We start from the raw sequence: 25,023 nt of genomic DNA, 5'->3' as shown, positions 1-25,023 counted from the left end.
CCTGTCACTTCATCAGTGACCGGGGCTTTTTCCTGTGTTGACCGTAAAAGATCACAGCCTTCGGCAGCTCCTACAGGTGTATGCATGTAGGAGCTGCCGAAGGCTGCGATCTTGGCGGTCTAAAGATCAGAACTGCGATTGCAGGTAGTTTTCCAGGCCGACCAGCTTGATCAGACCCAGCTGCTTCTCCAGCCAGTACGTGTGATCTTCTTCGGTGTCAGCCAATTGAACTCGCAGGATCTCGCGACTGACGTAATCCTTGTGCAGCTCGCAGAGCTCGATGCCCTTGCAGAGCGCGGCACGGACTTTATATTCCAGGCGCAAGTCGGCAGCGAACATCTCAGGCACTGTGGTGCCGACGTCCAGATCGTCTGGACGCATACGGGGCGTGCCTTCAAGCATCAGGATCCGACGCATCAATGCATCGGCGTGCTGGGTCTCTTCTTCCATTTCGTGATTGATGCGCTCGTAGAGCTCGGTAAAACCCCAGTCCTCATACATCCGCGAATGGACGAAGTATTGATCACGTGCTGCCAGTTCGCCCGTGAGCAACGTGTTGAGGTAATCGATTACGTCCGGGTGACCTTGCATTGCCCTACATCTCCCTGCTTGAAAGGCTGTAGTTTGAACCAAGCCGACCGATTGGTCACTCGAATAGCGCGATAAAAGCGAAGATACTCTGAGAAAAGCGGCTTAAATAACGCAAAAACCGCCCAAATGAGGGCGGTTCTGCTTATCGTTTAGACTTAGTTAAGCTGTACACCCAAGGCCTTTGCGATACCTTCTCCGTAAGCGGTATCCGCTTTGTAGAAGTGCTGCAGTTGACGCTGAACCACATCGCTGGAAACGCCCGACATTGCACCGGCAATGTTGTTGATCAGCAGGGTTTTCTGCTCATCGCTCATCAAACGGAACAAGGCACCGGCGTGGCTGTAGTAATCAGTGTCTTCACGGTGATCGTAACGATCGGCCGCGCCGCTCAGAGCCAGCGCTGGCTCTGCGTATTGTGGAGCCTGTTTCGGCGCATCGGCGTAGCTGTTTGGCTCGTAGTTCGGCGAACCGCCACCGTTGCTGCCAAACGCCATGGAGCCGTCACGCTGATAGCTGTTGACCGGGCTGCGCGGCGCATTCACCGGCAATTGCTGGTGATTGGTACCAACACGGTAGCGGTGAGCATCGGCGTAAGCAAACACCCGACCTTGCAGCATACGATCCGGTGACAGGCCCACACCTGGCACCATGTTGCTTGGACCAAACGCCGCCTGCTCGACTTCAGCGAAGTAGTTCTGCGGGTTGCGATTGAGCTCAAGCTCACCGACTTCGATCAACGGGAACTCTTTCTGCGACCAGGTTTTGGTCACATCGAACGGATTCTCGTAATGCCCCGCGGCCTGGGCCTCGGTCATGATCTGAATGCACACACGCCATTTCGGGAAGTCACCGCGCTCGATCGCACCGAACAGGTCGCGCTGAGCGTAATCGGGATCAGTACCAGCCAGGCGTGCGGCCTCGGCCGGCGCCAGGTTCTTGATGCCCTGCCTGGTTTTGTAGTGCCATTTCACCCAGTGACGCTCGCCTTTGGCGTTGATCAGGCTATAGGTATGGCTGCCAAAGCCGTGCATGTGACGGTAGCCGTCAGGGATGCCGCGATCTGAGAACAGAATGGTGACCTGGTGCAGCGCCTCAGGCGAATGCGACCAGAAGTCCCACATCATCTGCGCGCTTTTCAGGTTGCTTTGCGGCAAACGTTTTTGGGTGTGGATAAAGTCCGGAAATTTCAACGGATCACGGATGAAGAACACAGGCGTGTTGTTGCCAACAATGTCCCAGTTACCTTCCTCGGTGTAGAACTTCAGCGCAAATCCACGCGGGTCGCGTTCGGTATCTGCTGAACCGCGCTCTCCACCCACGGTGGAGAAACGCAGGAACGTCGGGGTTTGCTTGCCAACCGACTCAAACAGCTTGGCACTGGTGTATTGGGTAATGTCGCGGGTAACGGTGAACGTACCGTAAGCACCCGAGCCTTTGGCGTGTACGCGGCGCTCCGGGATGTTTTCACGGTTGAAGTGGGCAAGCTTCTCGATCAGGTGAAAGTCGTCGAGCAGCAGTGGGCCACGAGGGCCGGCGGAACGGGAATTCTGGTTGTCGGCGACAGGAGCGCCACTGGCGGTCGTAAGCGTTTTGTTTTGGCTCATGCGATCTTCTTCCTCTGTCAGTTTTGGAACTGCCGGCTAATCGGCTTGGGAGGGAGTATTGACCATCGGTCATGACATCTTCAAATTCATTAATTTGTAGATATCAATAGAAAAATACTACCAATAATCCCGTTCGCATAATGACGGCATGAACCACAGGGAAGCTTGTATAAACAGCGCGTTTCCTACAGGCACAAAAAACCGGGCACTAGGCCCGGTTTTTCGTTTCAGACTGACGTCTTACTCAGCGGATACAGCTTCACCGCCAACTGGACGATCAACCAACTCAACGTACGCCATAGGCGCGTTGTCACCAGTGCGGAAACCGCACTTGAGGATGCGCAGGTAGCCACCCTCACGGGTAGCATAACGCTTGCCCAGGTCGTTGAAGAGCTTACCAACGATAGCTTTCGAACGAGTACGGTCGAAAGCCAGACGGCGGTTAGCCAGGCTGTCTGTCTTGGCCAAAGTGATCAGCGGCTCAGCAACGCGACGCAGTTCTTTAGCTTTTGGCAGTGTAGTTTTGATCAGCTCGTGCTCGAACAGCGACACCGCCATGTTTTGAAACATGGCCTTGCGGTGCGAGCTGGTGCGGCTCAGGTGACGACCACTTTTACGATGACGCATGGTTCATTCCTTACCAAACACAACGTTCGGTGATTACGACGATCAGGCAGTCGCCTTGTCGTCCTTCTTAAGACTTGCAGGCGGCCAGTTGTCGAGGCGCATGCCGAGGGACAGACCGCGGGAGGCCAGAACGTCCTTGATTTCAGTCAAGGATTTCTTGCCCAGGTTCGGAGTCTTCAACAGTTCTACTTCGGTACGCTGAATCAGGTCGCCGATGTAGTAAATGTTTTCCGCCTTAAGGCAGTTAGCCGAACGTACAGTCAGTTCCAGATCGTCAACCGGGCGAAGCAGGATCGGATCGATCTCGTCTTCTTGCTCGATTACCACTGGCTCGCTGTCACCTTTGAGATCGACGAACGCAGCCAACTGCTGTTGCAGAATGGTTGCAGCGCGGCGAATAGCCTCTTCAGGATCCAGAGTACCGTTGGTTTCCAGATCAATAACCAGCTTGTCCAGGTTAGTACGCTGTTCGACACGGGCGTTTTCCACCACGTATGCGATACGGCGAACCGGGCTGAACGAAGAGTCAAGCTGCAAGCGACCAATGCTGCGGCTTTCGTCTTCATCGCTCTGACGCGAGTCGGCCGGTTCATAACCACGACCACGAGCTACTACTAGCTTCATGTTCAGGGCGCCGTTAGACGCCAGGTTAGCGATTACGTGATCGGGATTAACGATCTCGACATCATGATCCAGCTGAATATCGGCAGCGGTAACCACCCCCGAACCCTTCTTCGACAAGGTCAGCGTAACTTCGTCACGGCCGTGCAGCTTGATAGCCAGACCTTTAAGGTTCAACAGGATTTCAATTACGTCTTCCTGTACACCTTCGATGGCGCTGTACTCGTGGAGCACACCGTCAATCTCGGCCTCGACTACTGCACAGCCGGGCATTGAGGACAACAGGATGCGGCGCAGCGCGTTGCCCAGGGTGTGGCCAAAACCACGCTCGAGAGGCTCGAGAGTGATCTTGGCGCGGGTTGGACTGACAACCTGCACATCAATATGGCGGGGTGTCAGGAACTCATTTACCGAAATCTGCATGGATGCACCTATTTTCTAGCCCTTACTTGGAGTAGAGCTCGACAATCAGGCTTTCGTTGATGTCGGCGGACAGATCACTGCGAGCTGGAACGTTCTTGAAAACGCCCGACTTCTTCTCAGTGTCTACTTCTACCCATTCTACGCGGCCACGTTGGGCACACAGATCGAGAGCTTGGACAATGCGAAGTTGGTTCTTTGCTTTCTCGCGAATCGCGACCACGTCACCAGCACGAACCTGGTAGGACGGAACGTTTACGGTCTGACCGTTAACGCTGACGGATTTGTGCGATACCAGCTGACGGGATTCGGCACGAGTCGAACCAAAGCCCATACGGTATACAACGTTGTCCAGACGGCATTCGAGCAGCTGCAACAGGTTTTCGCCAGTTGCGCCTTTCTTGCCAGCTGCTTCTTTGTAGTAGCCGCTGAATTGACGCTCGAGAACGCCGTAGATACGACGGACCTTCTGCTTTTCACGCAGTTGGGTGCCGTAATCGGACTGGCGACCGCGGCGTTGGCCGTGGATACCAGGTGCTGCTTCAATGTTGCACTTCGATTCGATCGCGCGCACGCCGCTCTTCAGGAAGAGATCGGTGCCTTCGCGACGAGCGAGTTTGCATTTTGGACCAATGTAACGAGCCATTCTTTACAATCTCCTGGATTACACGCGGCGCTTCTTCGGCGGACGGCACCCGTTGTGCGGGATTGGCGTCACGTCGGTGATGCTGGCGATCTTATAGCCACAGCCGTTCAAAGCACGGACAGCGGACTCACGACCTGGACCTGGACCTTTGACGTTAACGTCGAGGTTTTTCAGGCCATATTCCAGCGCAGCTTGACCAGCACGTTCAGCAGCTACTTGAGCAGCAAACGGGGTGGACTTGCGGGAACCGCGGAAACCCGAACCACCGGAGGTAGCCCAGGAAAGAGCGTTACCTTGACGGTCGGTGATGGTCACGATTGTGTTGTTAAAAGACGCGTGGATGTGGGCGATGCCATCAACCACTGTCTTTTTGACTTTTTTACGAGGACGAGCAGCAGGTTTTGCCATGATTAAATTCCTGTCGATTCGCTGGGGCGATTACTTGCGGATCGGCTTACGCGGACCTTTACGGGTACGCGCGTTGGTCTTGGTACGCTGACCGCGTACTGGCAGACCACGACGATGACGCAGACCGCGATAGCAACCGAGGTCCATCAAGCGCTTGATTTTCATGTTGATTTCGCGACGCAGGTCACCTTCAGTGGTGAACTTCGCCACTTCGCCACGCAGCTGTTCAATCTGCTCGTCGCTCAGATCCTTGATCTTTGCGGCTGGGTTTACCCCAGTCACTGCACAGATCTTCTGTGCAGTTGTGCGACCAACACCATAGATGTAGGTCAGCGAGATAACAGTATGCTTGTTATCTGGAATGTTGACGCCTGCAATACGGGCCATTCAGTGGGACTCCAATTGACAGCTACCTACGCCCCGGAAGCCAAGAAATAGGGCGCGAGATAATATCGCTGTAATAACAAATAATCAACCCAGCAGCGCACTAGCTGCTGGGCTTGAAGCACAATCACACTCAGCCTTGGCGCTGTTTGTGACGCGGTTCCGCGCTGCAAATTACTCGAACAACACCTTCGCGGCGAATAATCTTGCAGTTACGGCACAGCTTTTTCACCGATGCACGAACTTTCATCACCAACTCCTCGAACCTTATGGGTCAGCGCAGCATTCCGCTGCCGTAACCCTTCAGGTTGGCTTTCTTCATCAGGGATTCGTACTGGTGCGAAACGAGGTGCGATTGTACTTGGGACATGAAGTCCATCACAACCACGACCACGATCAGCAACGAGGTCCCGCCAAGGTAGAACGGAACGTTTGCTGCAACCACCAGGAACTGGGGCAGCAAGCACACGGCCGTCATATAAAGAGCACCGAACATGGTCAAGCGAGTCAGAACGCCATCAATATAGCGCGCAGACTGCTCACCTGGACGGATACCCGGAATAAAGGCACCGGACTTCTTCAGGTTTTCCGCTACGTCTTTCGGATTGAACATCAACGCCGTATAGAAGAAGCAGAAGAAAATAATCCCTGCACTAAACAGCAGAATATTCAACGGCTGACCAGGAGCGATCGACTGCGAGATGTCCTGCAACCAGCCCATACCTTCAGACTGGCCGAACCAGGCACCCAACGAAGCCGGGAACAGCAAAATGCTGCTCGCGAAAATAGCCGGAATAACACCGGCCATGTTCACTTTCAGCGGCAAGTGGCTAGTCTGCGCAGCAAATACCTTGCGGCCCTGCTGACGCTTGGCGTAGTGAACAGCAATACGACGCTGACCACGCTCAATGAACACCACGAAACCGATAATCGCTACTGCCAGCAAACCGATGGCAACCAAGGCGAAGATGTTGATATCACCCTGACGTGCAGACTCGAAAGACTGCCCGATTGCTCTCGGAAGACCGGCGACGATACCCGAAAAAATCAACATCGAGATACCGTTGCCAACACCACGCTCAGTAATCTGCTCACCCAGCCACATCATGAACATCGCACCAGCCACAAAAGTGGATACCGCAACGAAATGGAAGCCAAAGTCACCAGTGAACGCAACGCCCTGCCCCGCCAGACCAATGGACATGCCAATAGCCTGAACGAGAGCGAGGACGACAGTGCCGTAGCGGGTGTACTGGCTGATCTTGCGACGGCCAGCTTCACCTTCCTTCTTCAACTGCTCCAGCTGCGGGCTGACGGCTGTCATCAATTGCATGATGATCGATGCCGAAATGTACGGCATGATCCCCAGTGCAAAGATGCTCATCCGCTCCAGCGCGCCGCCGGAAAACATGTTGAACAAGCTAAGAATGGTCCCCTCATTCTGTCGAAACAGGTCCGCGAGTCGGTCCGGGTTGATACCTGGAACCGGGATGTGTGCGCCTATTCGGTAGACGATAATCGCCAGGAACAGAAAACGCAGACGAGCCCAGAGTTCAGACATACCGCCTTTGCCGAGCGCAGAGAGAGCACCTTGCTTAGCCATTTATTCCTCGAACTTGCCGCCAGCTGCTTCGATAGCCGCACGCGCACCTTTGGTGGCGCCGATTCCCTTTCCGATGGTGACAGCGCGAGTAACTTCGCCGGACAGCATGATTTTCACACGCTGTACGTTGACGTTGATCACGTTGGCATCTTTCAGGGACTGCACGGTGACGATGTCGCCTTCCACTTTAGCCAACTCGGACAGACGCACTTCTGCGCGGTCCATGGCCTTCAGGGAAACGAAACCGAACTTCGGCAGACGACGATGCAGCGGCTGTTGACCGCCTTCAAAGCCTGGAGCAATGGTGCCACCGGAGCGGGAGGACTGACCTTTGTGACCACGGCCACCAGTCTTACCCAAACCACTACCGATACCACGGCCCGGACGATGCTTTTCGCGACGGGAACCCGGCGCTGGACTCAGATCATTGAGTTTCATCGATTAACCCTCGACACGCAGCATGTAGTAAGCCTTGTTGATCATCCCGCGATTCTCGGGAGTATCCAGGACTTCTACAGTGTGACCGATGCGACGCAGACCCAGACCCTTAACGCACAGTTTGTGGTTAGGGATGCGGCCGGTCATGCTTTTGATCAGCGTTACTTTAACGGTAGCCATGATCAGAAGATCTCCTTGACGCTTTTGCCACGCTTGGCGGCAATGGATTCAGGAGACTGCATTGCTTTCAAACCTTTGAAAGTGGCGTGAACCACGTTTACCGGGTTAGTCGAGCCGTAGCACTTGGCCAGAACGTTCTGAACGCCAGCAACTTCGAGGACAGCACGCATAGCGCCGCCAGCGATGATACCGGTACCTTCAGAAGCAGGCTGCATGTACACCTTCGAAGCGCCATGGGCGGACTTCATTGCGTACTGCAGAGTGGTGCCGTTCAGATCAACTTGGATCATGTTGCGACGAGCAGCTTCCATTGCCTTCTGGATCGCAGCAGGCACTTCACGCGACTTGCCACGGCCGAAGCCAACACGACCTTTACCATCACCAACCACGGTCAACGCAGTGAAAGTGAAGATACGGCCGCCTTTAACGGTTTTGGCTACGCGGTTAACTTGAACCAGCTTCTCGATGTAGCCTTCGTCGCGCTTTTGGTCGTTATTTGACATAACTTAGAACTCCAGCCCAGCTTCACGAGCAGCATCAGCCAGCGCCTTGACGCGGCCATGGTACTTGAAGCCAGAGCGGTCGAAAGCCACCTGCGAGACGCCAGCGGCTTTAGCACGCGTAGCGACCAGCTGGCCAACCTTAGTGGCCGCGTCGATGTTGCCAGTGGCGCCATCACGCAGTTCTTTATCCAAAGTCGAGGCACTTGCCAGGACTTTGTTGCCGTCGGCCGAAATGACCTGGGCGTAGATGTGCTGCGACGAGCGGAACACGCAGAGACGCACGACTTCGAGTTCGTGCATTTTCAGGCGTGCTTTGCGAGCGCGACGCAGTCGAGTAACTTTTTTGTCGGTCATTTGCTATGCCCTACTTCTTCTTGGCTTCTTTACGACGGACGACTTCGTCCGCGTAGCGCACACCTTTGCCTTTGTACGGCTCTGGTGGACGGAAGTCGCGGATCTCGGCGGCCACTTGACCTACCAGCTGCTTATCGATGCCCTTGATCAGGATATCGGTCTGGCTAGGAGTCTCAGCGGTGATGCCTTCCGGCAGTTCATAATCCACTGGGTGCGAGAAGCCAAGAGCCAGGTTCAGCACTGTGCCTTTTGCTTGCGCTTTGTAACCAACACCGACCAGCTGGAGCTTACGCTCGAAGCCTTGGCTTACGCCTTGGACCATGTTGTTTACCAACGCACGAGTGGTACCAGCCATTGCGCGAGTTTGTTGATCGCCATTGCGAGCAGCGAAACGCAGCTCACCAGCTTCTTCAACGATCTCAACGGACGAATGGATGTTCAGTTCGAGAGTGCCCTTGGCACCCTTCACCGAAAGCTGTTGGCCTGCGAATTTGACTTCGACACCGGCTGGCAGCTTAACGGGGTTCTTAGCGACGCGTGACATGCTTATCCCCCCTTAGAACACAGTGCAAAGAACTTCGCCGCCGACACCGGCAGCGCGCGCAGCACGATCCGTCATCACACCTTTGTTGGTGGAGACGATAGACACACCGAGACCGCCACGAACTTTTGGCAGATCATCGACGGACTTGTACTGACGCAGGCCTGGACGGCTAACGCGCTTCACTTCCTCGATGACCGGACGGCCTTCGAAGTACTTCAGCTCGATGGACAGCAGTGGTTTGATTTCGCTGCTGATCTGATAACCCGCAATGTAACCTTCGTCCTTCAGGACTTTGGCAACAGCTACCTTCAAAGTAGAAGATGGCATGCTTACGACGGACTTTTCAGCCATCTGGGCATTACGGATTCGAGTTAGCATGTCCGCTAACGGGTCCTGCATACTCATGGGCTAGACGCTCCTAATACAAAAAAATAAGCCTTGCGGCTACTACCTTCGCCGAGAAACTCCGCACGAAAAAAGTACGGGCTCAGGCGAGCCGGGTATTCTAGACACACCCCACAAATGAATCAAGCCCCAAAAGGGGCCTGATTCAAGTTCAAGGTCACCGATGGTCAGGATCTTACGATCCCGAGCACCGAGACTTTGACAGTGCTTACCAGCTGGCTTTAACCAGACCAGGTACGTCACCACGCATTGCCGCTTCACGCAGTTTGTTACGACCAAGGCCGAACTTGCGGTAAACGCCGTGTGGACGACCGGTCAGGCGGCAGCGGTTACGCATGCGCGAAGCGCTTGCGTCACGTGGCTGCTTCTGCAGAGCTACTGTAGCTTCCCAACGCGCTTCTGGACTTGCGTTCAGATCAACGATGATAGCTTTCAGTGCTGCACGCTTTTTGGCGTACTTGGCAACCGTGAGCTGACGCTTCAGCTCGCGGTTTTTCATGCTCATCTTGGCCATTTTCCTACTCCAATCAGTTGCGGAACGGGAATTTGAAAGCACGCAACAGGGCGCGACCTTCATCATCGTTCTTGGCAGTGGTGGTCAGGGTAATGTCCAGACCGCGGAGAGCATCGATCTTGTCGTAGTCGATTTCCGGGAAGATGATCTGCTCTTTTACGCCCATGCTGTAGTTACCACGACCATCGAAGGACTTGGCATTCAGGCCGCGGAAGTCGCGAACCCGAGGCAGGGAGATCGACAGCAGACGATCCAGGAACTCGTACATACGCTCACGGCGCAGGGTCACTTTGACGCCGATCGGCCAACCTTCACGGACTTTAAAGCCAGCGATGGATTTCCGAGCGTAGGTCACAACGACTTTCTGGCCGGTGATCTTTTCCAGGTCAGCAACAGCGTGCTCGATGACTTTTTTGTCGCCGATCGCTTCGCCCAGACCCATGTTCAGGGTGATTTTGGTAACGCGCGGAACTTCCATCACGTTCGAAAGCTTAAGTTCTTCCTTAAGTTTCGGTGCGATTTCCTTCCGGTAAATCTCTTTTAGTCGTGCCATGGTCTTCTACCTAGCAGTGTTCAAGCATCAACCGCTTTTTGGGTCGACTTGAAGACACGAATTTTCTTGCCGTCTTCTACTTTGAAACCAACGCGGTCAGCCTTGTTGGTTTCGCCGTTGAAAATGGCGACGTTGGAAGCGTGCAGTGGCGCTTCTTTTTCGACGATACCGCCTTGTACGCCCGACATCGGGTTAGGCTTGGTATGACGCTTAACCAGGTTCAGACCACCAATGACCAGACGGTCGTCAGCGAGAACCTTAAGCACCTTACCGCGCTTACCTTTGTCTTTGCCGGCGATCACGATGATCTCGTCGTCACGACGAATCTTTTGCATGTCGGATCTCCTTACAGCACTTCTGGGGCGAGCGAGACGATCTTCATGAACTTCTCAGTACGAAGTTCACGGGTCACTGGCCCAAAGATACGGGTGCCGATCGGCTCTTGCTTGTTGTTCAGAAGAACAGCAGCGTTGCCATCAAAGCGGATAATGGAGCCATCAGCACGACGAACGCCGTGACGAGTGCGGACTACAACAGCAGTCATCACTTGGCCTTTTTTCACCTTACCGCGAGGAATTGCTTCCTTGACGGTAACTTTGATGATGTCACCGATACCAGCGTAACGACGATGGGAGCCACCCAGCACCTTGATGCACATAACACGGCGAGCGCCGCTGTTATCGGCCACATCGAGCATGGATTGAGTCTGAATCATATAATTTCTCCGACCCCTAGTCCTTAGACTTCCACAGCGCGTTCGAGAACATCAACCAGCGCCCAAGACTTGGTCTTGGCCAAAGGACGAGTTTCACGAATAGTGACTTTGTCGCCGATGTGGCACTGATTGGTTTCGTCGTGCGCGTGCAGCTTAGTCGAACGCTTAACGTATTTACCGTAGATCGGGTGCTTTACGCGACGCTCGATCAGAACGGTGATGGTCTTGTCCATTTTGTCGCTGACAACACGGCCAGTCAGCGTACGGACGGTTTTTTCGGCTTCAGCCATGATTACTTACCTGCCTGCTGTTTGAGCACAGTCTTCACGCGAGCGATGTCACGCTTAACTTGCCGGAGCAGGTGAGACTGCCCCAACTGGCCAGTTGCTTTCTGCATACGCAGATTGAACTGGTCGCGCAACAGGCCGAGCAGTTGCTCGTTTAGCTGCGGCGCGTCTTTTTCACGAAGTTCATTCGCTTTCATCACATCACCGTCCGTTTAACAAAGGAGGTGGCGAGCGGCAGCTTTGCAGCAGCCAGGGCGAAAGCCTCACGCGCCAGCTCTTCAGAAACGCCCTCGATTTCATACAGGACTTTGCCTGGCTGAATCTGGGCAACCCAGTACTCCACGTTACCCTTACCTTTACCCATCCGAACTTCGAGTGGCTTTTTGGTGACAGGCTTGTCCGGGAATACACGGATCCAGATCTTGCCGCCACGTTTTACGTGACGGGTCAGAGCACGACGCGCTGACTCGATCTGACGAGCGGTGAGACGACCACGAGCAACAGACTTCAGCGCGAACTCGCCGAAGCTGACTTTGCTACCGCGCAATGCCAGACCACGGTTGTGGCCAGTCATCTGCTTGCGGAACTTCGTACGCTTTGGTTGCAACATTTGGCGTACCCCTTACTTAGCAGCTTTTTTACGAGGCGCTGGTGCTTGTGGTTTCAGCTCTTCTTGGCGACCACCAATTACTTCGCCTTTGAAGATCCAAACCTTTACACCGATCACACCGTAGGTGGTGTGAGCTTCGTAGTTGGCATAGTCGATGTCGGCACGCAGGGTGTGCAGTGGCACACGACCTTCGCGATACCATTCAGTACGTGCGATTTCAGCACCGCCGAGACGACCGCTCACTTGGATTTTGATGCCTTTGGCACCAATGCGCATGGCGTTCTGAACAGCGCGCTTCATAGCGCGACGGAACATTACACGACGCTCCAGCTGCTGAGCTACGCTCTGCGCAACCAGCATACCGTCGAGTTCCGGCTTGCGGATCTCTTCGATATTGATGTGCACAGGCACACCCATTTGCTTGGTCAGGTCCTGACGCAGTTTCTCAACATCTTCACCTTTCTTCCCGATAACGATACCTGGACGAGCGGTGTGGATGGTGATACGTGCAGTTTGGGCCGGACGATGGATATCGATACGGCTTACGGACGCGCTTTTTAGTTTGTCTTGGAGATACTCACGCACCTTCAGATCAGCGAACAAATAGTCCGCATAAGTCCGACCGTCTGCGTACCAGACGGAGGTGTGCTCCTTGACGATTCCCAGGCGAATGCCAATGGGATGTACTTTCTGACCCATCTCTTCGACTCCGTTACTTGTCAGCAACCTTGACAGTGATATGGCAAGACCGCTTGACGATGCGATCAGCACGGCCTTTGGCACGTGGCATGATGCGCTTCAGCGAACGCCCTTCGTTGACGAAAACGGTGCTGACTTTAAGGTCATCAACGTCTGCGCCTTCGTTATGCTCGGCGTTGGCTACGGCCGACTCCAGCACTTTCTTCATGATCTCGGCGGCTTTCTTACTGCTGAAAGCCAACAGGTTGAGCGCTTCGCCCACCTTCTTCCCGCGGATCTGGTCGGCGACCAAGCGGGCTTTCTGGGCGGAGATTCGAGCGCCCGACAACTTAGCGGCTACTTCCATTTCCTAACCCCTTAACGCTTGGCTTTCTTGTCAGCCACGTGCCCACGATATGTGCGGGTACCGGCGAACTCGCCCAGTTTGTGGCCGACCATGTCTTCGTTAACGAGAACTGGGACGTGTTGACGACCGTTGTGTACTGCGATGGTCAGACCGACCATTTGTGGCAGGATCATGGAACGGCGCGACCAGGTTTTAACTGGTTTGCGATCGTTCTTTTCCGCCGCCACTTCGATCTTCTTCAGTAGGTGAAGATCGATAAAAGGACCTTTTTTCAGAGAACGTGGCACTGTCGTATCCCTCTATTTACTTGCGACGACGGACGATCATTTTGTCGGTACGCTTATTACCACGAGTCTTCGCGCCCTTAGTCGGGAAGCCCCATGGCGATACCGGATGACGACCACCAGAGGTACGACCTTCACCACCACCATGTGGGTGGTCAACCGGGTTCATGGCAACACCACGAACGGTTGGGCGAACGCCACGCCAGCGTTTGGCACCAGCTTTACCCAGCGAACGCAGGCTGTGCTCGGAGTTCGAGACTTCGCCCAGGGTCGCGCGGCACTCAGCCAGCACTTTACGCATCTCACCAGAACGCAGACGCAGGGTCACGTAGACACCTTCACGAGCGATCAGCTGAGCCGAAGCACCAGCGGAACGAGCGATTTGCGCGCCTTTACCTGGCTTCAATTCGATGCCGTGTACGGTGCTACCAACTGGAATGTTACGCAGTTGCAGAGCGTTGCCCGGCTTGATCGGCGCCAGAGCACCTGCGATCAGCTGGTCGCCAGCACTCACGCCTTTAGGGGCAATGATGTAGCGACGCTCGCCATCTGCGTACAGCAGCAGAGCGATGTGAGCAGTACGGTTTGGATCGTATTCGATACGCTCGACAGTGGCAGCGATGCCATCTTTGTCGTTACGACGGAAGTCGACCAGACGATAATGCTGCTTATGACCACCACCGATGTGACGAGTGGTAATACGGCCATTGTTGTTACGACCACCAGTCTTCGATTTTTTCTCGAGCAGCGGTGCGTGAGGAGCGCCTTTATGCAGCTCCTGGTTGACCACCTTGACCACAAAACGGCGGCCAGGGGAAGTCGGTTTGCATTTAACGATTGCCATGATGCACCCCTTCCTTACTCAGCACTGCTGCTGAAATCGAGATCTTGGCCTGGCTGAAGGGAGATAACTGCCTTCTTCCAGTCATTACGCTTGCCCAGACCGCGAGCAGTGCGCTTGCTCTTACCCAGAACATTCAGGGTAGTAACACGCTCTACTTTCACGCTGAACAGGCTTTCGACGGCCTTCTTGATTTCCAGCTTGGTTGCGTCAGTTGCAACCTTGAAAACGAACTGGCCTTTCTTGTCAGCCAGAACCGTAGCCTTCTCGGAAACGTGCGGGCCAAGCAGAACTTTAAATACGCGTTCCTGGTTCATCCCAGCAGCTCCTCGAATTTCTTCACGGCCGACACGGTGATCAACACCTTGTCGTATGCGATCAGACTAACTGGATCGGAACCTTGCACGTCACGTACATCAACGTGTGGCAGGTTGCGAGCAGCCAGGTACAGGTTCTGATCAACCACTTCAGACACGATCAAGACGTCAGTCAGGCCCATGCCAGTCAGTTTGTTCAGCAGATCTTTGGTCTTCGGTGCATCAACAGCGAAGTCCTGAACCACAACCAGACGATCAGTACGCACCAGCTCAGCAAGGATGGAACGCATTGCTGCGCGATACATCTTCTTGTTCAGCTTTTGGGAGTGATCCTGTGGACGAGCTGCGAAAGTGGTACCGCCGCCACGCCAGATTGGGCTACGGATAGTACCAGCACGAGCACGGCCGGTACCTTTCTGACGCCATGGGCGCTTACCGCCACCACGAACGTCGGAACGGGTCTTTTGCTGCTTGCTACCTTGACGGCCGCCGGCCATGTAGGCCACGACTGCTTGGTGAACCAGCGTCTCGTTGAACTCGCCGCCAAATGTCAGTTCGGAAACTTCGATCGCTTGAGCGTCATTTACATTTAATTGCATGTCAGCTTCCCCTTAACCGCGAGCCTTGGCTGCTGGACGTACAACCAGGTTGCCGCCAGTAGCGCCAGGAACAGCGCCCTTGACCAACAACAGATTGCGTTCAGCGTCCACGCGCACTACTTCCAGGGACTGCACGGTCACGCGCTCAGCGCCCATATGACCGGACATTTTTTTGCCCTTGAATACACGACCAGGAGTCTGGCACTGGCCGATAGAGCCTGGGACGCGGTGGGATACGGAGTTACCGTGGGTGTTATCTTGCCCGCGGAAATTCCAACGCTTGATCGTACCCTGGAAGCCTTTACCTTTGGACTGACCGGTTACATCAACCAGTTGACCTGCAGCGAAGATTTCAGCGTTGATCAGATCGCCGGCCTGGTACTCGCCTTCTTCAAGGCGGAATTCCATTACGGTACGACCAGCGGCAACGTTCGCTTTAGCGAAGTGGCCAGCTTGAGCAGCTGTAACACGCGAAGCACGACGCTCGCCGACAGTGACTTGCACTGCACGATAGCCATCGGTCTCTTCAGTTTTGAACTGGGTGACGCGATTCGGTTCGATCTCAATGACCGTGACCGGAATGGAGACACCTTCTTCGGTGAAAATACGGGTCATACCGCATTTACGACCGACTACACCAATAGTCATGTTGTAAACCTCATGAGTGTACGGGGCTTTCACCCGCTATGGCCGCCCATTTCAGAGCGTTACACGACTAAGACCGAGTCTTAGCCGAGGCTGATCTGCACTTCCACACCGGCCGCAAGATCAAGCTTCATAAGTGCATCAACGGTTTTATCCGTTGGCTGGACGATGTCCAGAACGCGCTTATGAGTACGGATCTCGTACTGGTCACGCGCGTCTTTGTTGACGTGCGGGGAGACCAGAACGGTGAACCGCTCTTTACGGGTAGGCAGTGGAATTGGACCACGCACTTGAGCACCAGTACGTTTCGCGGTTTCCACGATTTCCTGGGTGGATTGGTCGATCAGGCGATGGTCAAAAGCCTTCAACCTGATACGGATTTGCTGATTTTGCATTGGATTTCAGACTCCGGCTGCTATTCCCACCGGGCGCACTGCGCCCGTTAAAAGGAGGCGCAATTCTATAGACGGGCCAACATAGTGTCAACCCAATAAAAAAGCCCCCGCAAGCGGAGGCTTTTTCATCAATCAACGCTTAGGCGATGATTTTGGCTACGACGCCAGCGCCGACGGTACGACCGCCTTCACGAATAGCGAAACGCAGACCATCTTCCATTGCGATGGTTTTGATCAGGGTGACAACCATTTTGATGTTGTCGCCTGGCATTACCATTTCAACGCCTTCCGGCAGTTCGCAGTTACCGGTCACGTCAGTGGTCCGGAAGTAGAACTGTGGACGGTAGCCTTTGAAGAACGGAGTGTGACGACCGCCTTCTTCTTTGCTCAACACGTACACTTCAGCTTCGAAGGTAGTGTGCGGCTTAACCGAACCTGGCTTGACCAGAACCTGGCCACGCTCAACGTCGTCACGCTTGGTGCCGCGCAGCAGCACGCCGCAGTTCTCGCCAGCACGACCTTCGTCGAGCAGCTTACGGAACATTTCAACACCGGTGCAGGTGGTGACGGTGGTGTCACGCAGACCAACGATTTCCAGTGGATCCTGAACCTTGACGATACCGCGCTCGATACGACCAGTCACAACAGTACCGCGACCCGAGATCGAGAATACGTCTTCGATTGGCATCAGGAACGGCTTGTCGATAACACGAACTGGCTCTGGAATGTAGCTGTCCAGAGTTTCTACCAGACGCTTAACAGCGGTGGTACCCATTTCGTTGTCGTCTTGGCCGTTCAGAGCCATCAGAGCCGAACCGATGATGATCGGAGTGTCGTCACCTGGGAAGTCGTAAGTGCTCAGCAGGTCGCGCACTTCCATCTCAACCAGTTCCAGCAGCTCAGCGTCGTCAACCATGTCAGCCTTGTTCAGGAAGACAACGATGTACGGAACGCCTACCTGACGGGACAGCAGGATGTGCTCACGGGTTTGTGGCATCGGACCATCAGCGGCCGAGCAAACCAGGATAGCGCCGTCCATCTGGGCAGCACCAGTGATCATGTTCTTCACATAGTCAGCGTGACCCGGGCAGTCAACGTGAGCGTAGTGACGAATCGAAGAGTTGTACTCAACGTGCGCGGTGTTGATGGTGATACCACGAGCCTTTTCTTCCGGAGCGCTGTCGATTTTATCGAAAGCAACAACGGCCGAACCGAAAACTTCGGAGCAGACGCGAGTCAGAGCAGCAGTCAGAGTGGTTTTACCGTGGTCAACGTGACCGATGGTGCCAACGTTGACGTGCGGTAGGGAACGATCAAATTTTTCTTTAGCCACGACAATTAACTCCTTGCCTAAAGGGCTGAATCAGCCTTGCTTTTTGGTAACAGTTTCGACGATATGCGACGGAGCTGTATTGTATTTTTTGAATTCCATAGAGTAGCTTGCGCGACCCTGGGACATGGAACGAACGTCGGTCGCATAACCGAACATCTCGCCCAGCGGAACTTCGGCGCGAATTACCTTGCCGGAGACCGTGTCTTCCATACCCAAGATCATGCCGCGACGACGGTTAAGGTCGCCCATCACGTCACCCATATAGTCTTCAGGCGTAACAACCTCTACCGCCATGATCGGCTCAAGCAACTCACCACCGCCCTTCTGGGCCAGTTGCTTGGTCGCCATGGAAGCAGCCACCTTAAACGCCATCTCGTTGGAGTCGACGTCGTGGTAAGAACCATCAAACACGGTAGCCTTGAGGCCGATCAGCGGATAGCCGGCCACAACGCCGTTCTTCATCTGCTCTTCGATACCCTTCTGGATAGCCGGGATGTATTCCTTAGGAACCACACCACCTACAACTTCGTTCAGGAATTGCAGACCTTCCTGACCTTCGTCAGCAGGAGCAAAACGGATCCAGCAGTGACCGAACTGACCACGACCACCGGACTGACGAACGAACTTGCCTTCGATCTCACAGCTCTTCGTGATGCGCTCACGATAGGAAACCTGAGGCTTGCCGATGTTGGCTTCGACGTTGAACTCACGGCGCATCCGGTCAACCAGGATGTCCAGGTGCAATTCGCCCATGCCAGAGATGATCGTCTGACCAGTCTCTTCATCGGTTTTAACGCGGAAAGAAGGGTCTTCCTGAGCAAGCTTGCCCAGAGCGATACCCATTTTTTCCTGGTCATCCTTGGTCTTAGGCTCAACAGCAACCGAGATAACCGGCTCCGGGAAGTCCATGCGAACCAGGATGATTGGCTTGTCAGCGCTGCACAAGGTTTCACCGGTGGTGACGTCCTTCATGCCGATCAAGGCCGCGATGTCACCAGCGCGCACTTCCTTGATTTCTTCACGGGCGTTTGCGTGCATTTGCACCATACGACCCACGCGCTCTTTCTTGCCCTTAACCGAGTTGATCACACCGTCGCCGGAGGCCAACACGCCCGAGTAAACGCGGACGAAGGTCAAGGTACCCACGAATGGGTCAGTAGCGATCTTGAACGCCAGAGCCGAGAACGGCTCGTCGTCGTTCGCATGACGCTCCATCTGCTTTTCCTCGTCATCCGGGTCAGTACCCTTGATGGCAGGAATGTCGGTTGGAGCAGGCAGGTAATCGATAACGGCGTCGAGAACCAGGGGAACACCCTTGTTCTTGAAGGAAGAACCGCAAACAGCCAGAACGATCTCACCAGCGATAGTACGCTGACGCAGAGCGGCCTTGATTTCCGCGTTGGTGAGTTCTTCACCTTCGAGGTACTTGTTCATCAGCTCTTCGCTGGCTTCGGCCGCAGCCTCAACCATGTTACCGCGCCACTCGTCAGCCAGCTCCTGCAGTTCAGCAGGAATAGGCTCGCGACGAGGAACCATGCCTTTGTCAGCGTCATTCCAGTAAACAGCTTCCATGGCCATCAGATCGATCTGACCCTGGAAGTTGTCTTCGGAACCGATAGCCAACTGGATTGGCACCGGAGTGTGACCCAGACGCTGCTTGATCTGACCGATCACGCGCAGGAAGTTTGCACCAGCACGGTCCATCTTGTTGACGTAAACAAGACGTGGAACGCCGTACTTGTTGGCTTGACGCCATACGGTTTCCGACTGAGGCTCAACGCCCGAGGTACCGCAGAACACAACGACCGCGCCGTCGAGAACACGCAGGGAACGCTCAACTTCAATAGTGAAGTCAACGTGGCCCGGGGTATCGATGACGTTGAAGCGGTACTGATCTTTGTGCTGCTTCTCAGAACCCTGCCAGAAGGCGGTAATAGCAGCAGAAGTAATGGTAATACCACGCTCCTGCTCCTGCACCATCCAGTCGGTGGTCGCGGCGCCGTCATGCACCTCGCCCATCTTGTGACTTTTGCCAGTGTAAAAAAGGACGCGCTCGGTGGTGGTGGTTTTACCAGCATCCACGTGAGCGACGATACCGATGTTACGGTAGCGGCTAATCGGAGTAGTACGAGCCATAAAGCCCTCGCAAAATTAGTGAAGCTAAAATTAGAAGCGGTAGTGCGAGAAAGCCTTGTTGGCTTCAGCCATGCGGTGCACGTCTTCACGCTTCTTAACAGCAGCACCTTTACCTTCAGCAGCGTCCAACAGTTCGCCAGCCAAACGCAGAGCCATAGACTTCTCGCCGCGCTTACGGGCGAAGTCTACCAACCAGCGCATTGCCAGGGCGTTACGACGGGACGGGCGAACTTCAACCGGAACCTGGTAAGTAGCACCACCTACACGGCGCGACTTCACTTCGACCAGCGGAGCGATGGCGTCGAGAGCTTTCTCGAAGATTTCCAGGGGGTCGCTGTTCTTGCGTTCTTTAACCTTTTCCAGCGCGCCATAAACGATACGCTCGGCAACGGCTTTCTTGCCGCTTTCCATCACGTGGTTCATGAACTTGGCCAGGATTTGGCTTCCGTATTTTGGATCGTCAAGCACTTCGCGCTTGGCTGCTACGCGTCTTCTTGGCATGGATAAGCCCTCAAACGGTCTTCAGGTTCGCTCGGAATCGGTGCCCTTTCGGGACGCCTCCGACCTTACTCTTATCGACTCAGAAAAATAGATAATTCAGTGTTTACAAAAAGCCGCTACTACTTAGGCTTCTTGGTACCGTACTTCGAACGACCCTGGTTACGACCTTTAACGCCGGAAGTATCCAAAGAACCGCGTACGGTGTGGTAACGAACACCTGGCAAGTCTTTTACACGACCGCCGCGGATCAGTACCACGCTGTGCTCTTGCAGGTTGTGGCCTTCACCGCCGATGTACGAGGAAACCTCGAAACCGTTGGTCAGACGCACACGGCATACTTTACGCAGTGCCGAGTTAGGTTTTTTCGGCGTGGTGGTATACACACGGGTGCATACGCCACGACGTTGCGGGCAGTTCTGCAGCGCAGGCACGTCGGATTTCTCGACGATACGCTTACGCGGCTGACGTACCAGCTGGTTGATAGTTGCCATCTACTAGCTCCACTGTTGTCTTGCGACGCTATTGTCTTGCAAGAAAAGCAAAATGGCAGGAACGAATTCCCGCCAAATTTAGGGGTACAAGAGTCTAAAGAGGATCTTGTCCCCAGTCAAGGCAAGGCCCCGACTCCCCCGCTCATCCAACCTCGACAAATTGTCTCGATTCGATGAGCGGGGCCGCCAGGGCCCCACACTTATTTATCGCAGAACTCAGTTACCGCTCGAGTTCAGCGCTTCGGTCAGTGCAGCTTCCACTTCACTGGCGCTCACGCGCAACGGCTTGTCAGCCTCACGGCGGCGCTTGCGCTCGCTGTGATAAGCCAGACCGGTACCTGCCGGGATCAAACGACCCACGACCACGTTTTCTTTCAGGCCGCGCAGGTAATCGCGCTTGCCGGTTACCGCCGCTTCGGTCAGTACGCGAGTGGTCTCTTGGAAAGAGGCCGCCGAGATGAACGATTCGGTGGACAACGACGCCTTGGTGATACCCAGCAGAACGCGAGTGAACTTGGAAACGAACTTGTCGTCGCCAGCCAAACGCTCGTTCTCTACCAGTACGTGAGTCAATTCCATCTGGTCGCCCTTGATGAAAGTGGAATCGCCGGATTCAGCGATTTCAACTTTACGCAGCATCTGACGCAGGATGGTCTCGATGTGCTTGTCGTTGATCTTCACGCCTTGCAGACGGTAAACGTCCTGAATTTCGTTAACGATGTACTTGGCCAGCGCACTCACACCCAGCAGACGCAGGATGTCGTGTGGATCGCTCGGGCCGTCGGAGATAACTTCGCCGCGGTTTACCTGTTCGCCTTCGAACACGTTCAGGTGACGCCACTTCGGAATCAGCTCTTCATACGGATCGCTACCGTCGTTCGGGGTAATAACCAGACGGCGCTTGCCTTTGGTCTCTTTACCGAACGCGATGGTGCCGCTGACTTCAGCCAGAATCGAGGCTTCTTTCGGACGACGAGCTTCGAACAAGTCGGCAACACGCGGCAGACCACCGGTGATGTCACGAGTTTTCGAAGTCTCTTGCGGAATACGAGCGATAACATCACCGATCGCGATTTTCGCACCGTCCGCCACACCGACCAGGGCGTTGGCAGGCAGGAAGTACTGAGCAATTACGTCAGTACCCGGCAGCAAGAGATCCTTGCCATTGTCATCAACCATCTTCACAGCAGGACGGATATCTTTACCGGCAGCTGGACGGTCTTTGGCGTCGAGTACTTCAATGTTGGTCATACCGGTCAATTCGTCAGTCTGACGCTTGATCGTGATGCCTTCTTCCATGCCCACGTAGGTCACGGTACCTTTCATTTCGGTAACGATTGGGTGAGTGTGCGGATCCCACTTGGCCACGATTGCGCCAGCGTCGACCTTGTCACCCTCTTTAACCGAAATCACAGCACCGTACGGCAGCTTGTAGCGCTCGCGCTCGCGACCGTAGTCGTCAGCGATTGCCAGCTCACCGGAACGGGACACAGCAACCAGGCAACCATCCACTCGCTCAACGTGCTTCAGGTTGTGCAGACGGACGGTACCGCCATTCTTCACCTGAACGCTGTCGGCTGCGGAGGTCCGGCTTGCCGCACCACCGATGTGGAACGTACGCATCGTCAGCTGGGTACCCGGCTCACCGATCGACTGGGCAGCGATAACGCCGACAGCTTCACCGATGTTCACCTGGTGACCACGAGCCAAGTCACGGCCGTAGCACTTGGCGCAAATGCCGTAGCGAGTTTCGCAGCTGATCGGCGAACGCACGATCACTTCGTCGATGCTGTTCAGCTCGATGAATTCAACCCACTTCTCGTCTACCAGAGTGCCGGCAGGAACGATGATTTCCTCGGTACCTGGCTTGAATACGTCACGGGCGATAACACGACCCAATACGCGCTCACCCAACGGCTCTACAACGTCACCGCCTTCAATGTGCGGAGTCATCAGCAGACCATGTTCGGTGCCGCAATCGATCTCGGTTACAACCAGATCCTGCGCAACGTCTACCAGACGACGAGTCAGGTAACCGGAGTTCGCAGTTTTCAACGCGGTATCCGCCAGACCTTTACGAGCACCGTGAGTGGAGATGAAGTACTGAAGTACGCTCAAACCTTCACGGAAGTTCGCAGTAATTGGCGTTTCGATGATGGAACCGTCCGGCTTGGCCATCAGACCACGCATACCGGCGAGCTGACGGATCTGCGCAGCAGAACCCCGTGCGCCCGAGTCGGCCATCATGTACATCGAGTTGAAGGACTCTTGTTCGACTTCGACGCCATGACGGTCGATGACCTTCTCTTTCGAGAGGTTGGCCATCATCGCCTTGGATACTTCGTCGTTCGCCTTGGACCAAAGGTCGATCACTTTGTTGTACTTCTCGCCCTGGGTTACCAGGCCGGAGGCGTACTGACTTTCGATCTCCTTCACTTCATCGGTGGCAGCACTGATGATGCGGGCTTTTTCATCCGGGATAACGAAGTCGTTAACACCGATGGAAACGCCGGAAATGGTCGAATAGGCAAAACCGGTGTACATCAACTGGTCAGCGAAGATCACGGTCTCTTTCAAACCAACCACGCGGTAGCACTGGTTGATCAGCTTGGAGATCGCCTTTTTCTTCATCGGCAGGTTGACGACGTCGTACGACAGACCTTTTGGCACAACCTGGAACAACAGCGCACGGCCGACAGTGGTGTCGACGATACGGGTGTTGCTCACGCTGCCGCCATCACGGTCGTTGACGGTTTCGTTGATCCGCACTTTAACCTTGGCGTGCAGTGCGGCTTCGCCGGCACGGAACACACGGTCAACTTCTTGCAGATCCGCGAACACACGACCTTCGCCTTTGGCGTTGATCGCTTCACGAGTCATGTAGTACAGACCCAATACAACGTCCTGCGACGGAACGATGATTGGCTCACCGTTGGCTGGCGACAGAATGTTGTTGGTCGACATCATCAACGCACGCGCTTCCAACTGGGCTTCCAGTGTCAGCGGTACGTGCACGGCCATTTGGTCGCCGTCGAAGTCGGCGTTGTACGCGGCGCAGACCAGCGGGTGCAGCTGGATAGCCTTACCTTCGATCAGAACCGGTTCAAATGCCTGGATACCCAGACGGTGAAGGGTCGGTGCACGGTTGAGAAGCACTGGGTGTTCGCGGATAACTTCAGCGAGAACGTCCCAAACTTCCGGCAGCTCGCGCTCAACCATCTTCTTGGCAGCTTTGATGGTGGTAGCGAGACCACGCATTTCCAGCTTGCCGAAAATGAACGGTTTGAACAGCTCGAGAGCCATTTTCTTCGGCAGACCGCACTGGTGCAGACGCAGGGTCGGACCTACGGTAATTACCGAACGACCGGAGTAGTCAACACGCTTACCGAGCAAGTTCTGACGGAAACGACCTTGTTTACCCTTGATCATGTCAGCCAGGGATTTTAGAGGACGCTTGTTGGAACCGGTGATAGCGCGGCCACGACGACCGTTGTCGAGCAAGGCATCGACAGCTTCCTGCAACATACGCTTTTCGTTGCGCACGATGATGTCCGGAGCGGACAGATCAAGCAGGCGCTTCAAGCGGTTGTTACGGTTGATCACTCGACGATACAGATCGTTGAGGTCGGAAGTCGCAAAACGACCGCCATCCAGTGGGACCAGTGGACGCAGATCTGGCGGCAGAACCGGCAGAACGGTCAGCACCATCCACTCTGGCAAGTTGCCGGAACCCTGGAAGGCTTCCATCAACTTCAGACGCTTGGACAGCTTCTTGATTTTGGTTTCGGAGTTGGTTTGCGGAATCTCTTCACGCAGACGGCCAATCTCGTGCTCCAGATCGATAGCGTGCAGCAGTTCACGGACAGCTTCGGCACCCATGCGGGCATCGAAATCGTCGCCGAACTCTTCCAGCGCTTCGAAGTACTGCTCGTCGTTGAGCAGCTGACCTTTTTCAAGGGTGGTCATGCCTGGATCGATAACGACATAGCTCTCGAAGTAGAGAACGCGTTCGATATCACGCAGGGTCATGTCCATCAGCAAGCCGATACGGGACGGCAGCGATTTCAGGAACCAGATGTGGGCAACTGGCGAGGCCAGTTCGATGTGCGCCATGCGCTCACGACGAACTTTTGCCAGCGCGACTTCAACGCCGCACTTCTCGCAGATCACACCACGGTGCTTCAAGCGCTTGTACTTACCGCACAGGCACTCGTAATCCTTTACCGGGCCAAAGATCTTGGCGCAGAACAGGCCGTCACGCTCAGGTTTGAACGTACGGTAGTTGATGGTTTCCGGCTTTTTAACTTCACCGAACGACCACGAACGGATCATCTCAGGCGATGCCAATCCGATACGGATGGCGTCGAACTCTTCGACTTGACCCTGGTTTTTCAGCAAATTCAGTAGGTCTTTCAAGGCCTTTCCTCCT

At 54.8% G+C, this 25,023-nt stretch carries 35 protein-coding genes; all 35 read right to left on the bottom strand.

Going from position 1 to position 25,023, the window contains the following annotated elements; genetic code table 11:
• Nucleotides 1-126 precede the first annotated feature (126 nt).
• Entirely contained in the window at nt 127-591 is a 465-nt protein-coding gene (bfr, locus tag BLL42_RS17240) for a bacterioferritin (RefSeq protein ID WP_071553153.1), read from the bottom strand.
• Between the two features lie 155 nt (nt 592-746).
• Complete coding sequence (locus BLL42_RS17235; protein ID WP_071553152.1) at nt 747-2,195, bottom strand: catalase; 1,449 nt, start codon at nt 2,193-2,195, stop codon at nt 747-749.
• Nucleotides 2,196-2,435: 240 nt separating this feature from the next.
• Nucleotides 2,436-2,822 (bottom strand): 50S ribosomal protein L17, encoded by a 387-nt coding sequence (gene rplQ, locus BLL42_RS17230; RefSeq protein ID WP_007896790.1) that lies wholly within the window; start codon nt 2,820-2,822, stop codon nt 2,436-2,438.
• A gap of 42 nt (nt 2,823-2,864) precedes the next feature.
• Nucleotides 2,865-3,866 carry a DNA-directed RNA polymerase subunit alpha gene (locus BLL42_RS17225; RefSeq protein ID WP_007924176.1) on the bottom strand — a complete coding sequence of 334 codons (1,002 nt, stop codon included), beginning with the start codon at nt 3,864-3,866 and terminating at the stop codon, nt 2,865-2,867.
• Nucleotides 3,867-3,888: 22 nt separating this feature from the next.
• A complete protein-coding gene (rpsD, locus tag BLL42_RS17220) occupies nt 3,889-4,509 on the bottom strand; it encodes a 30S ribosomal protein S4 (RefSeq protein WP_003210056.1) in 621 nt (206 codons plus the stop codon).
• Nucleotides 4,510-4,527: 18 nt separating this feature from the next.
• Nucleotides 4,528-4,917 (bottom strand): 30S ribosomal protein S11, encoded by a 390-nt coding sequence (gene rpsK, locus BLL42_RS17215; RefSeq protein ID WP_002555466.1) that lies wholly within the window; start codon nt 4,915-4,917, stop codon nt 4,528-4,530.
• 30 nt (nt 4,918-4,947) lie between these two features.
• The gene (gene rpsM, locus BLL42_RS17210; RefSeq protein ID WP_003186020.1) at nt 4,948-5,304 is read right to left on the bottom strand and encodes a 30S ribosomal protein S13; all 357 of its coding nucleotides are present in this window, start codon (nt 5,302-5,304) and stop codon (nt 4,948-4,950) included.
• A gap of 130 nt (nt 5,305-5,434) precedes the next feature.
• A complete protein-coding gene (rpmJ, locus tag BLL42_RS17205; protein WP_002555468.1) occupies nt 5,435-5,551 on the bottom strand; it encodes a 50S ribosomal protein L36 in 117 nt (38 codons plus the stop codon).
• A 24-nt stretch (nt 5,552-5,575) separates the two neighbouring features.
• Complete coding sequence (gene secY / locus BLL42_RS17200; protein WP_003228718.1) at nt 5,576-6,904, bottom strand: preprotein translocase subunit SecY; 1,329 nt, start codon at nt 6,902-6,904, stop codon at nt 5,576-5,578.
• Complete coding sequence (gene rplO / locus BLL42_RS17195) at nt 6,905-7,342, bottom strand: 50S ribosomal protein L15 (RefSeq protein ID WP_007896782.1); 438 nt, start codon at nt 7,340-7,342, stop codon at nt 6,905-6,907.
• A gap of 3 nt (nt 7,343-7,345) precedes the next feature.
• Nucleotides 7,346-7,522, bottom strand: a complete 177-nt coding sequence (gene rpmD, locus BLL42_RS17190) for a 50S ribosomal protein L30 (RefSeq protein ID WP_003186033.1) — start codon at nt 7,520-7,522, stop codon at nt 7,346-7,348.
• A 2-nt stretch (nt 7,523-7,524) separates the two neighbouring features.
• Nucleotides 7,525-8,025, bottom strand: a complete 501-nt coding sequence (rpsE, locus tag BLL42_RS17185; RefSeq protein WP_003186035.1) for a 30S ribosomal protein S5 — start codon at nt 8,023-8,025, stop codon at nt 7,525-7,527.
• Between the two features lie 3 nt (nt 8,026-8,028).
• Nucleotides 8,029-8,379 carry a 50S ribosomal protein L18 gene (gene rplR, locus BLL42_RS17180; protein ID WP_003186037.1) on the bottom strand — a complete coding sequence of 117 codons (351 nt, stop codon included), beginning with the start codon at nt 8,377-8,379 and terminating at the stop codon, nt 8,029-8,031.
• A gap of 10 nt (nt 8,380-8,389) precedes the next feature.
• Nucleotides 8,390-8,923 carry a 50S ribosomal protein L6 gene (rplF, locus tag BLL42_RS17175; RefSeq protein ID WP_003176412.1) on the bottom strand — a complete coding sequence of 178 codons (534 nt, stop codon included), beginning with the start codon at nt 8,921-8,923 and terminating at the stop codon, nt 8,390-8,392.
• 12 nt (nt 8,924-8,935) lie between these two features.
• Nucleotides 8,936-9,328: a 30S ribosomal protein S8 gene (rpsH, locus tag BLL42_RS17170; RefSeq protein ID WP_003186040.1), complete on the bottom strand. Its 393-nt coding sequence runs from the start codon at nt 9,326-9,328 to the stop codon at nt 8,936-8,938.
• Between the two features lie 208 nt (nt 9,329-9,536).
• Nucleotides 9,537-9,842, bottom strand: a complete 306-nt coding sequence (rpsN, locus tag BLL42_RS17165) for a 30S ribosomal protein S14 (RefSeq protein ID WP_003176414.1) — start codon at nt 9,840-9,842, stop codon at nt 9,537-9,539.
• A gap of 13 nt (nt 9,843-9,855) precedes the next feature.
• Complete coding sequence (gene rplE, locus BLL42_RS17160) at nt 9,856-10,395, bottom strand: 50S ribosomal protein L5 (protein ID WP_003210069.1); 540 nt, start codon at nt 10,393-10,395, stop codon at nt 9,856-9,858.
• Nucleotides 10,396-10,415: 20 nt separating this feature from the next.
• Entirely contained in the window at nt 10,416-10,730 is a 315-nt protein-coding gene (rplX, locus tag BLL42_RS17155) for a 50S ribosomal protein L24 (protein WP_071553151.1), read from the bottom strand.
• 11 nt (nt 10,731-10,741) lie between these two features.
• The gene (gene rplN, locus BLL42_RS17150; RefSeq protein ID WP_002555479.1) at nt 10,742-11,110 is read right to left on the bottom strand and encodes a 50S ribosomal protein L14; all 369 of its coding nucleotides are present in this window, start codon (nt 11,108-11,110) and stop codon (nt 10,742-10,744) included.
• Between the two features lie 23 nt (nt 11,111-11,133).
• Nucleotides 11,134-11,400, bottom strand: coding sequence for a 30S ribosomal protein S17 (gene rpsQ, locus BLL42_RS17145; protein WP_003176419.1), 267 nt, complete (start codon nt 11,398-11,400; stop codon nt 11,134-11,136).
• Nucleotides 11,401-11,402: 2 nt separating this feature from the next.
• Nucleotides 11,403-11,594, bottom strand: a complete 192-nt coding sequence (rpmC, locus tag BLL42_RS17140) for a 50S ribosomal protein L29 (protein WP_008030901.1) — start codon at nt 11,592-11,594, stop codon at nt 11,403-11,405.
• Complete coding sequence (rplP, locus tag BLL42_RS17135; RefSeq protein WP_003186052.1) at nt 11,594-12,007, bottom strand: 50S ribosomal protein L16; 414 nt, start codon at nt 12,005-12,007, stop codon at nt 11,594-11,596. Before rplP ends, rpmC begins: the two co-directional genes overlap by 1 nt.
• A 12-nt stretch (nt 12,008-12,019) precedes the next feature.
• A complete protein-coding gene (gene rpsC, locus BLL42_RS17130; protein ID WP_003176422.1) occupies nt 12,020-12,706 on the bottom strand; it encodes a 30S ribosomal protein S3 in 687 nt (228 codons plus the stop codon).
• A 13-nt stretch (nt 12,707-12,719) separates the two neighbouring features.
• Nucleotides 12,720-13,052, bottom strand: coding sequence for a 50S ribosomal protein L22 (gene rplV / locus BLL42_RS17125; protein WP_003103908.1), 333 nt, complete (start codon nt 13,050-13,052; stop codon nt 12,720-12,722).
• A gap of 11 nt (nt 13,053-13,063) precedes the next feature.
• Nucleotides 13,064-13,339: a 30S ribosomal protein S19 gene (gene rpsS / locus BLL42_RS17120; protein WP_002555486.1), complete on the bottom strand. Its 276-nt coding sequence runs from the start codon at nt 13,337-13,339 to the stop codon at nt 13,064-13,066.
• Nucleotides 13,340-13,355: 16 nt separating this feature from the next.
• Entirely contained in the window at nt 13,356-14,180 is an 825-nt protein-coding gene (gene rplB, locus BLL42_RS17115; RefSeq protein ID WP_003210080.1) for a 50S ribosomal protein L2, read from the bottom strand.
• A 14-nt stretch (nt 14,181-14,194) separates the two neighbouring features.
• Nucleotides 14,195-14,494 (bottom strand): 50S ribosomal protein L23, encoded by a 300-nt coding sequence (gene rplW, locus BLL42_RS17110; RefSeq protein ID WP_002555488.1) that lies wholly within the window; start codon nt 14,492-14,494, stop codon nt 14,195-14,197.
• Entirely contained in the window at nt 14,491-15,093 is a 603-nt protein-coding gene (rplD, locus tag BLL42_RS17105; RefSeq protein WP_071553150.1) for a 50S ribosomal protein L4, read from the bottom strand. The genes rplW and rplD overlap by 4 nt, the downstream gene beginning before the upstream one ends.
• Nucleotides 15,094-15,105: 12 nt before the next feature.
• A complete protein-coding gene (gene rplC, locus BLL42_RS17100; protein ID WP_003186059.1) occupies nt 15,106-15,741 on the bottom strand; it encodes a 50S ribosomal protein L3 in 636 nt (211 codons plus the stop codon).
• An 80-nt stretch (nt 15,742-15,821) separates the two neighbouring features.
• A complete protein-coding gene (gene rpsJ / locus BLL42_RS17095) occupies nt 15,822-16,133 on the bottom strand; it encodes a 30S ribosomal protein S10 (RefSeq protein ID WP_003186070.1) in 312 nt (103 codons plus the stop codon).
• A 139-nt stretch (nt 16,134-16,272) separates the two neighbouring features.
• Complete coding sequence (gene tuf / locus BLL42_RS17090) at nt 16,273-17,466, bottom strand: elongation factor Tu (RefSeq protein WP_071553149.1); 1,194 nt, start codon at nt 17,464-17,466, stop codon at nt 16,273-16,275.
• A gap of 30 nt (nt 17,467-17,496) precedes the next feature.
• Entirely contained in the window at nt 17,497-19,602 is a 2,106-nt protein-coding gene (gene fusA / locus BLL42_RS17085; RefSeq protein ID WP_071553148.1) for an elongation factor G, read from the bottom strand.
• Between the two features lie 30 nt (nt 19,603-19,632).
• Nucleotides 19,633-20,103 carry a 30S ribosomal protein S7 gene (rpsG, locus tag BLL42_RS17080; protein ID WP_002555493.1) on the bottom strand — a complete coding sequence of 157 codons (471 nt, stop codon included), beginning with the start codon at nt 20,101-20,103 and terminating at the stop codon, nt 19,633-19,635.
• 119 nt (nt 20,104-20,222) lie between these two features.
• Nucleotides 20,223-20,594: a 30S ribosomal protein S12 gene (gene rpsL / locus BLL42_RS17075; protein ID WP_002555494.1), complete on the bottom strand. Its 372-nt coding sequence runs from the start codon at nt 20,592-20,594 to the stop codon at nt 20,223-20,225.
• Nucleotides 20,595-20,810: 216 nt separating this feature from the next.
• Nucleotides 20,811-25,010 carry a DNA-directed RNA polymerase subunit beta' gene (rpoC, locus tag BLL42_RS17070; RefSeq protein ID WP_071553147.1) on the bottom strand — a complete coding sequence of 1,400 codons (4,200 nt, stop codon included), beginning with the start codon at nt 25,008-25,010 and terminating at the stop codon, nt 20,811-20,813.
• Nucleotides 25,011-25,023 lie beyond the last annotated feature (13 nt).

The sequence above is a fragment of the Pseudomonas frederiksbergensis genome, from assembly GCF_001874645.1.
GTDB classification, from domain to species: domain Bacteria; phylum Pseudomonadota; class Gammaproteobacteria; order Pseudomonadales; family Pseudomonadaceae; genus Aquipseudomonas; species Aquipseudomonas frederiksbergensis_B.
This window is presented reverse-complemented; position numbering and strand designations above follow the sequence as displayed.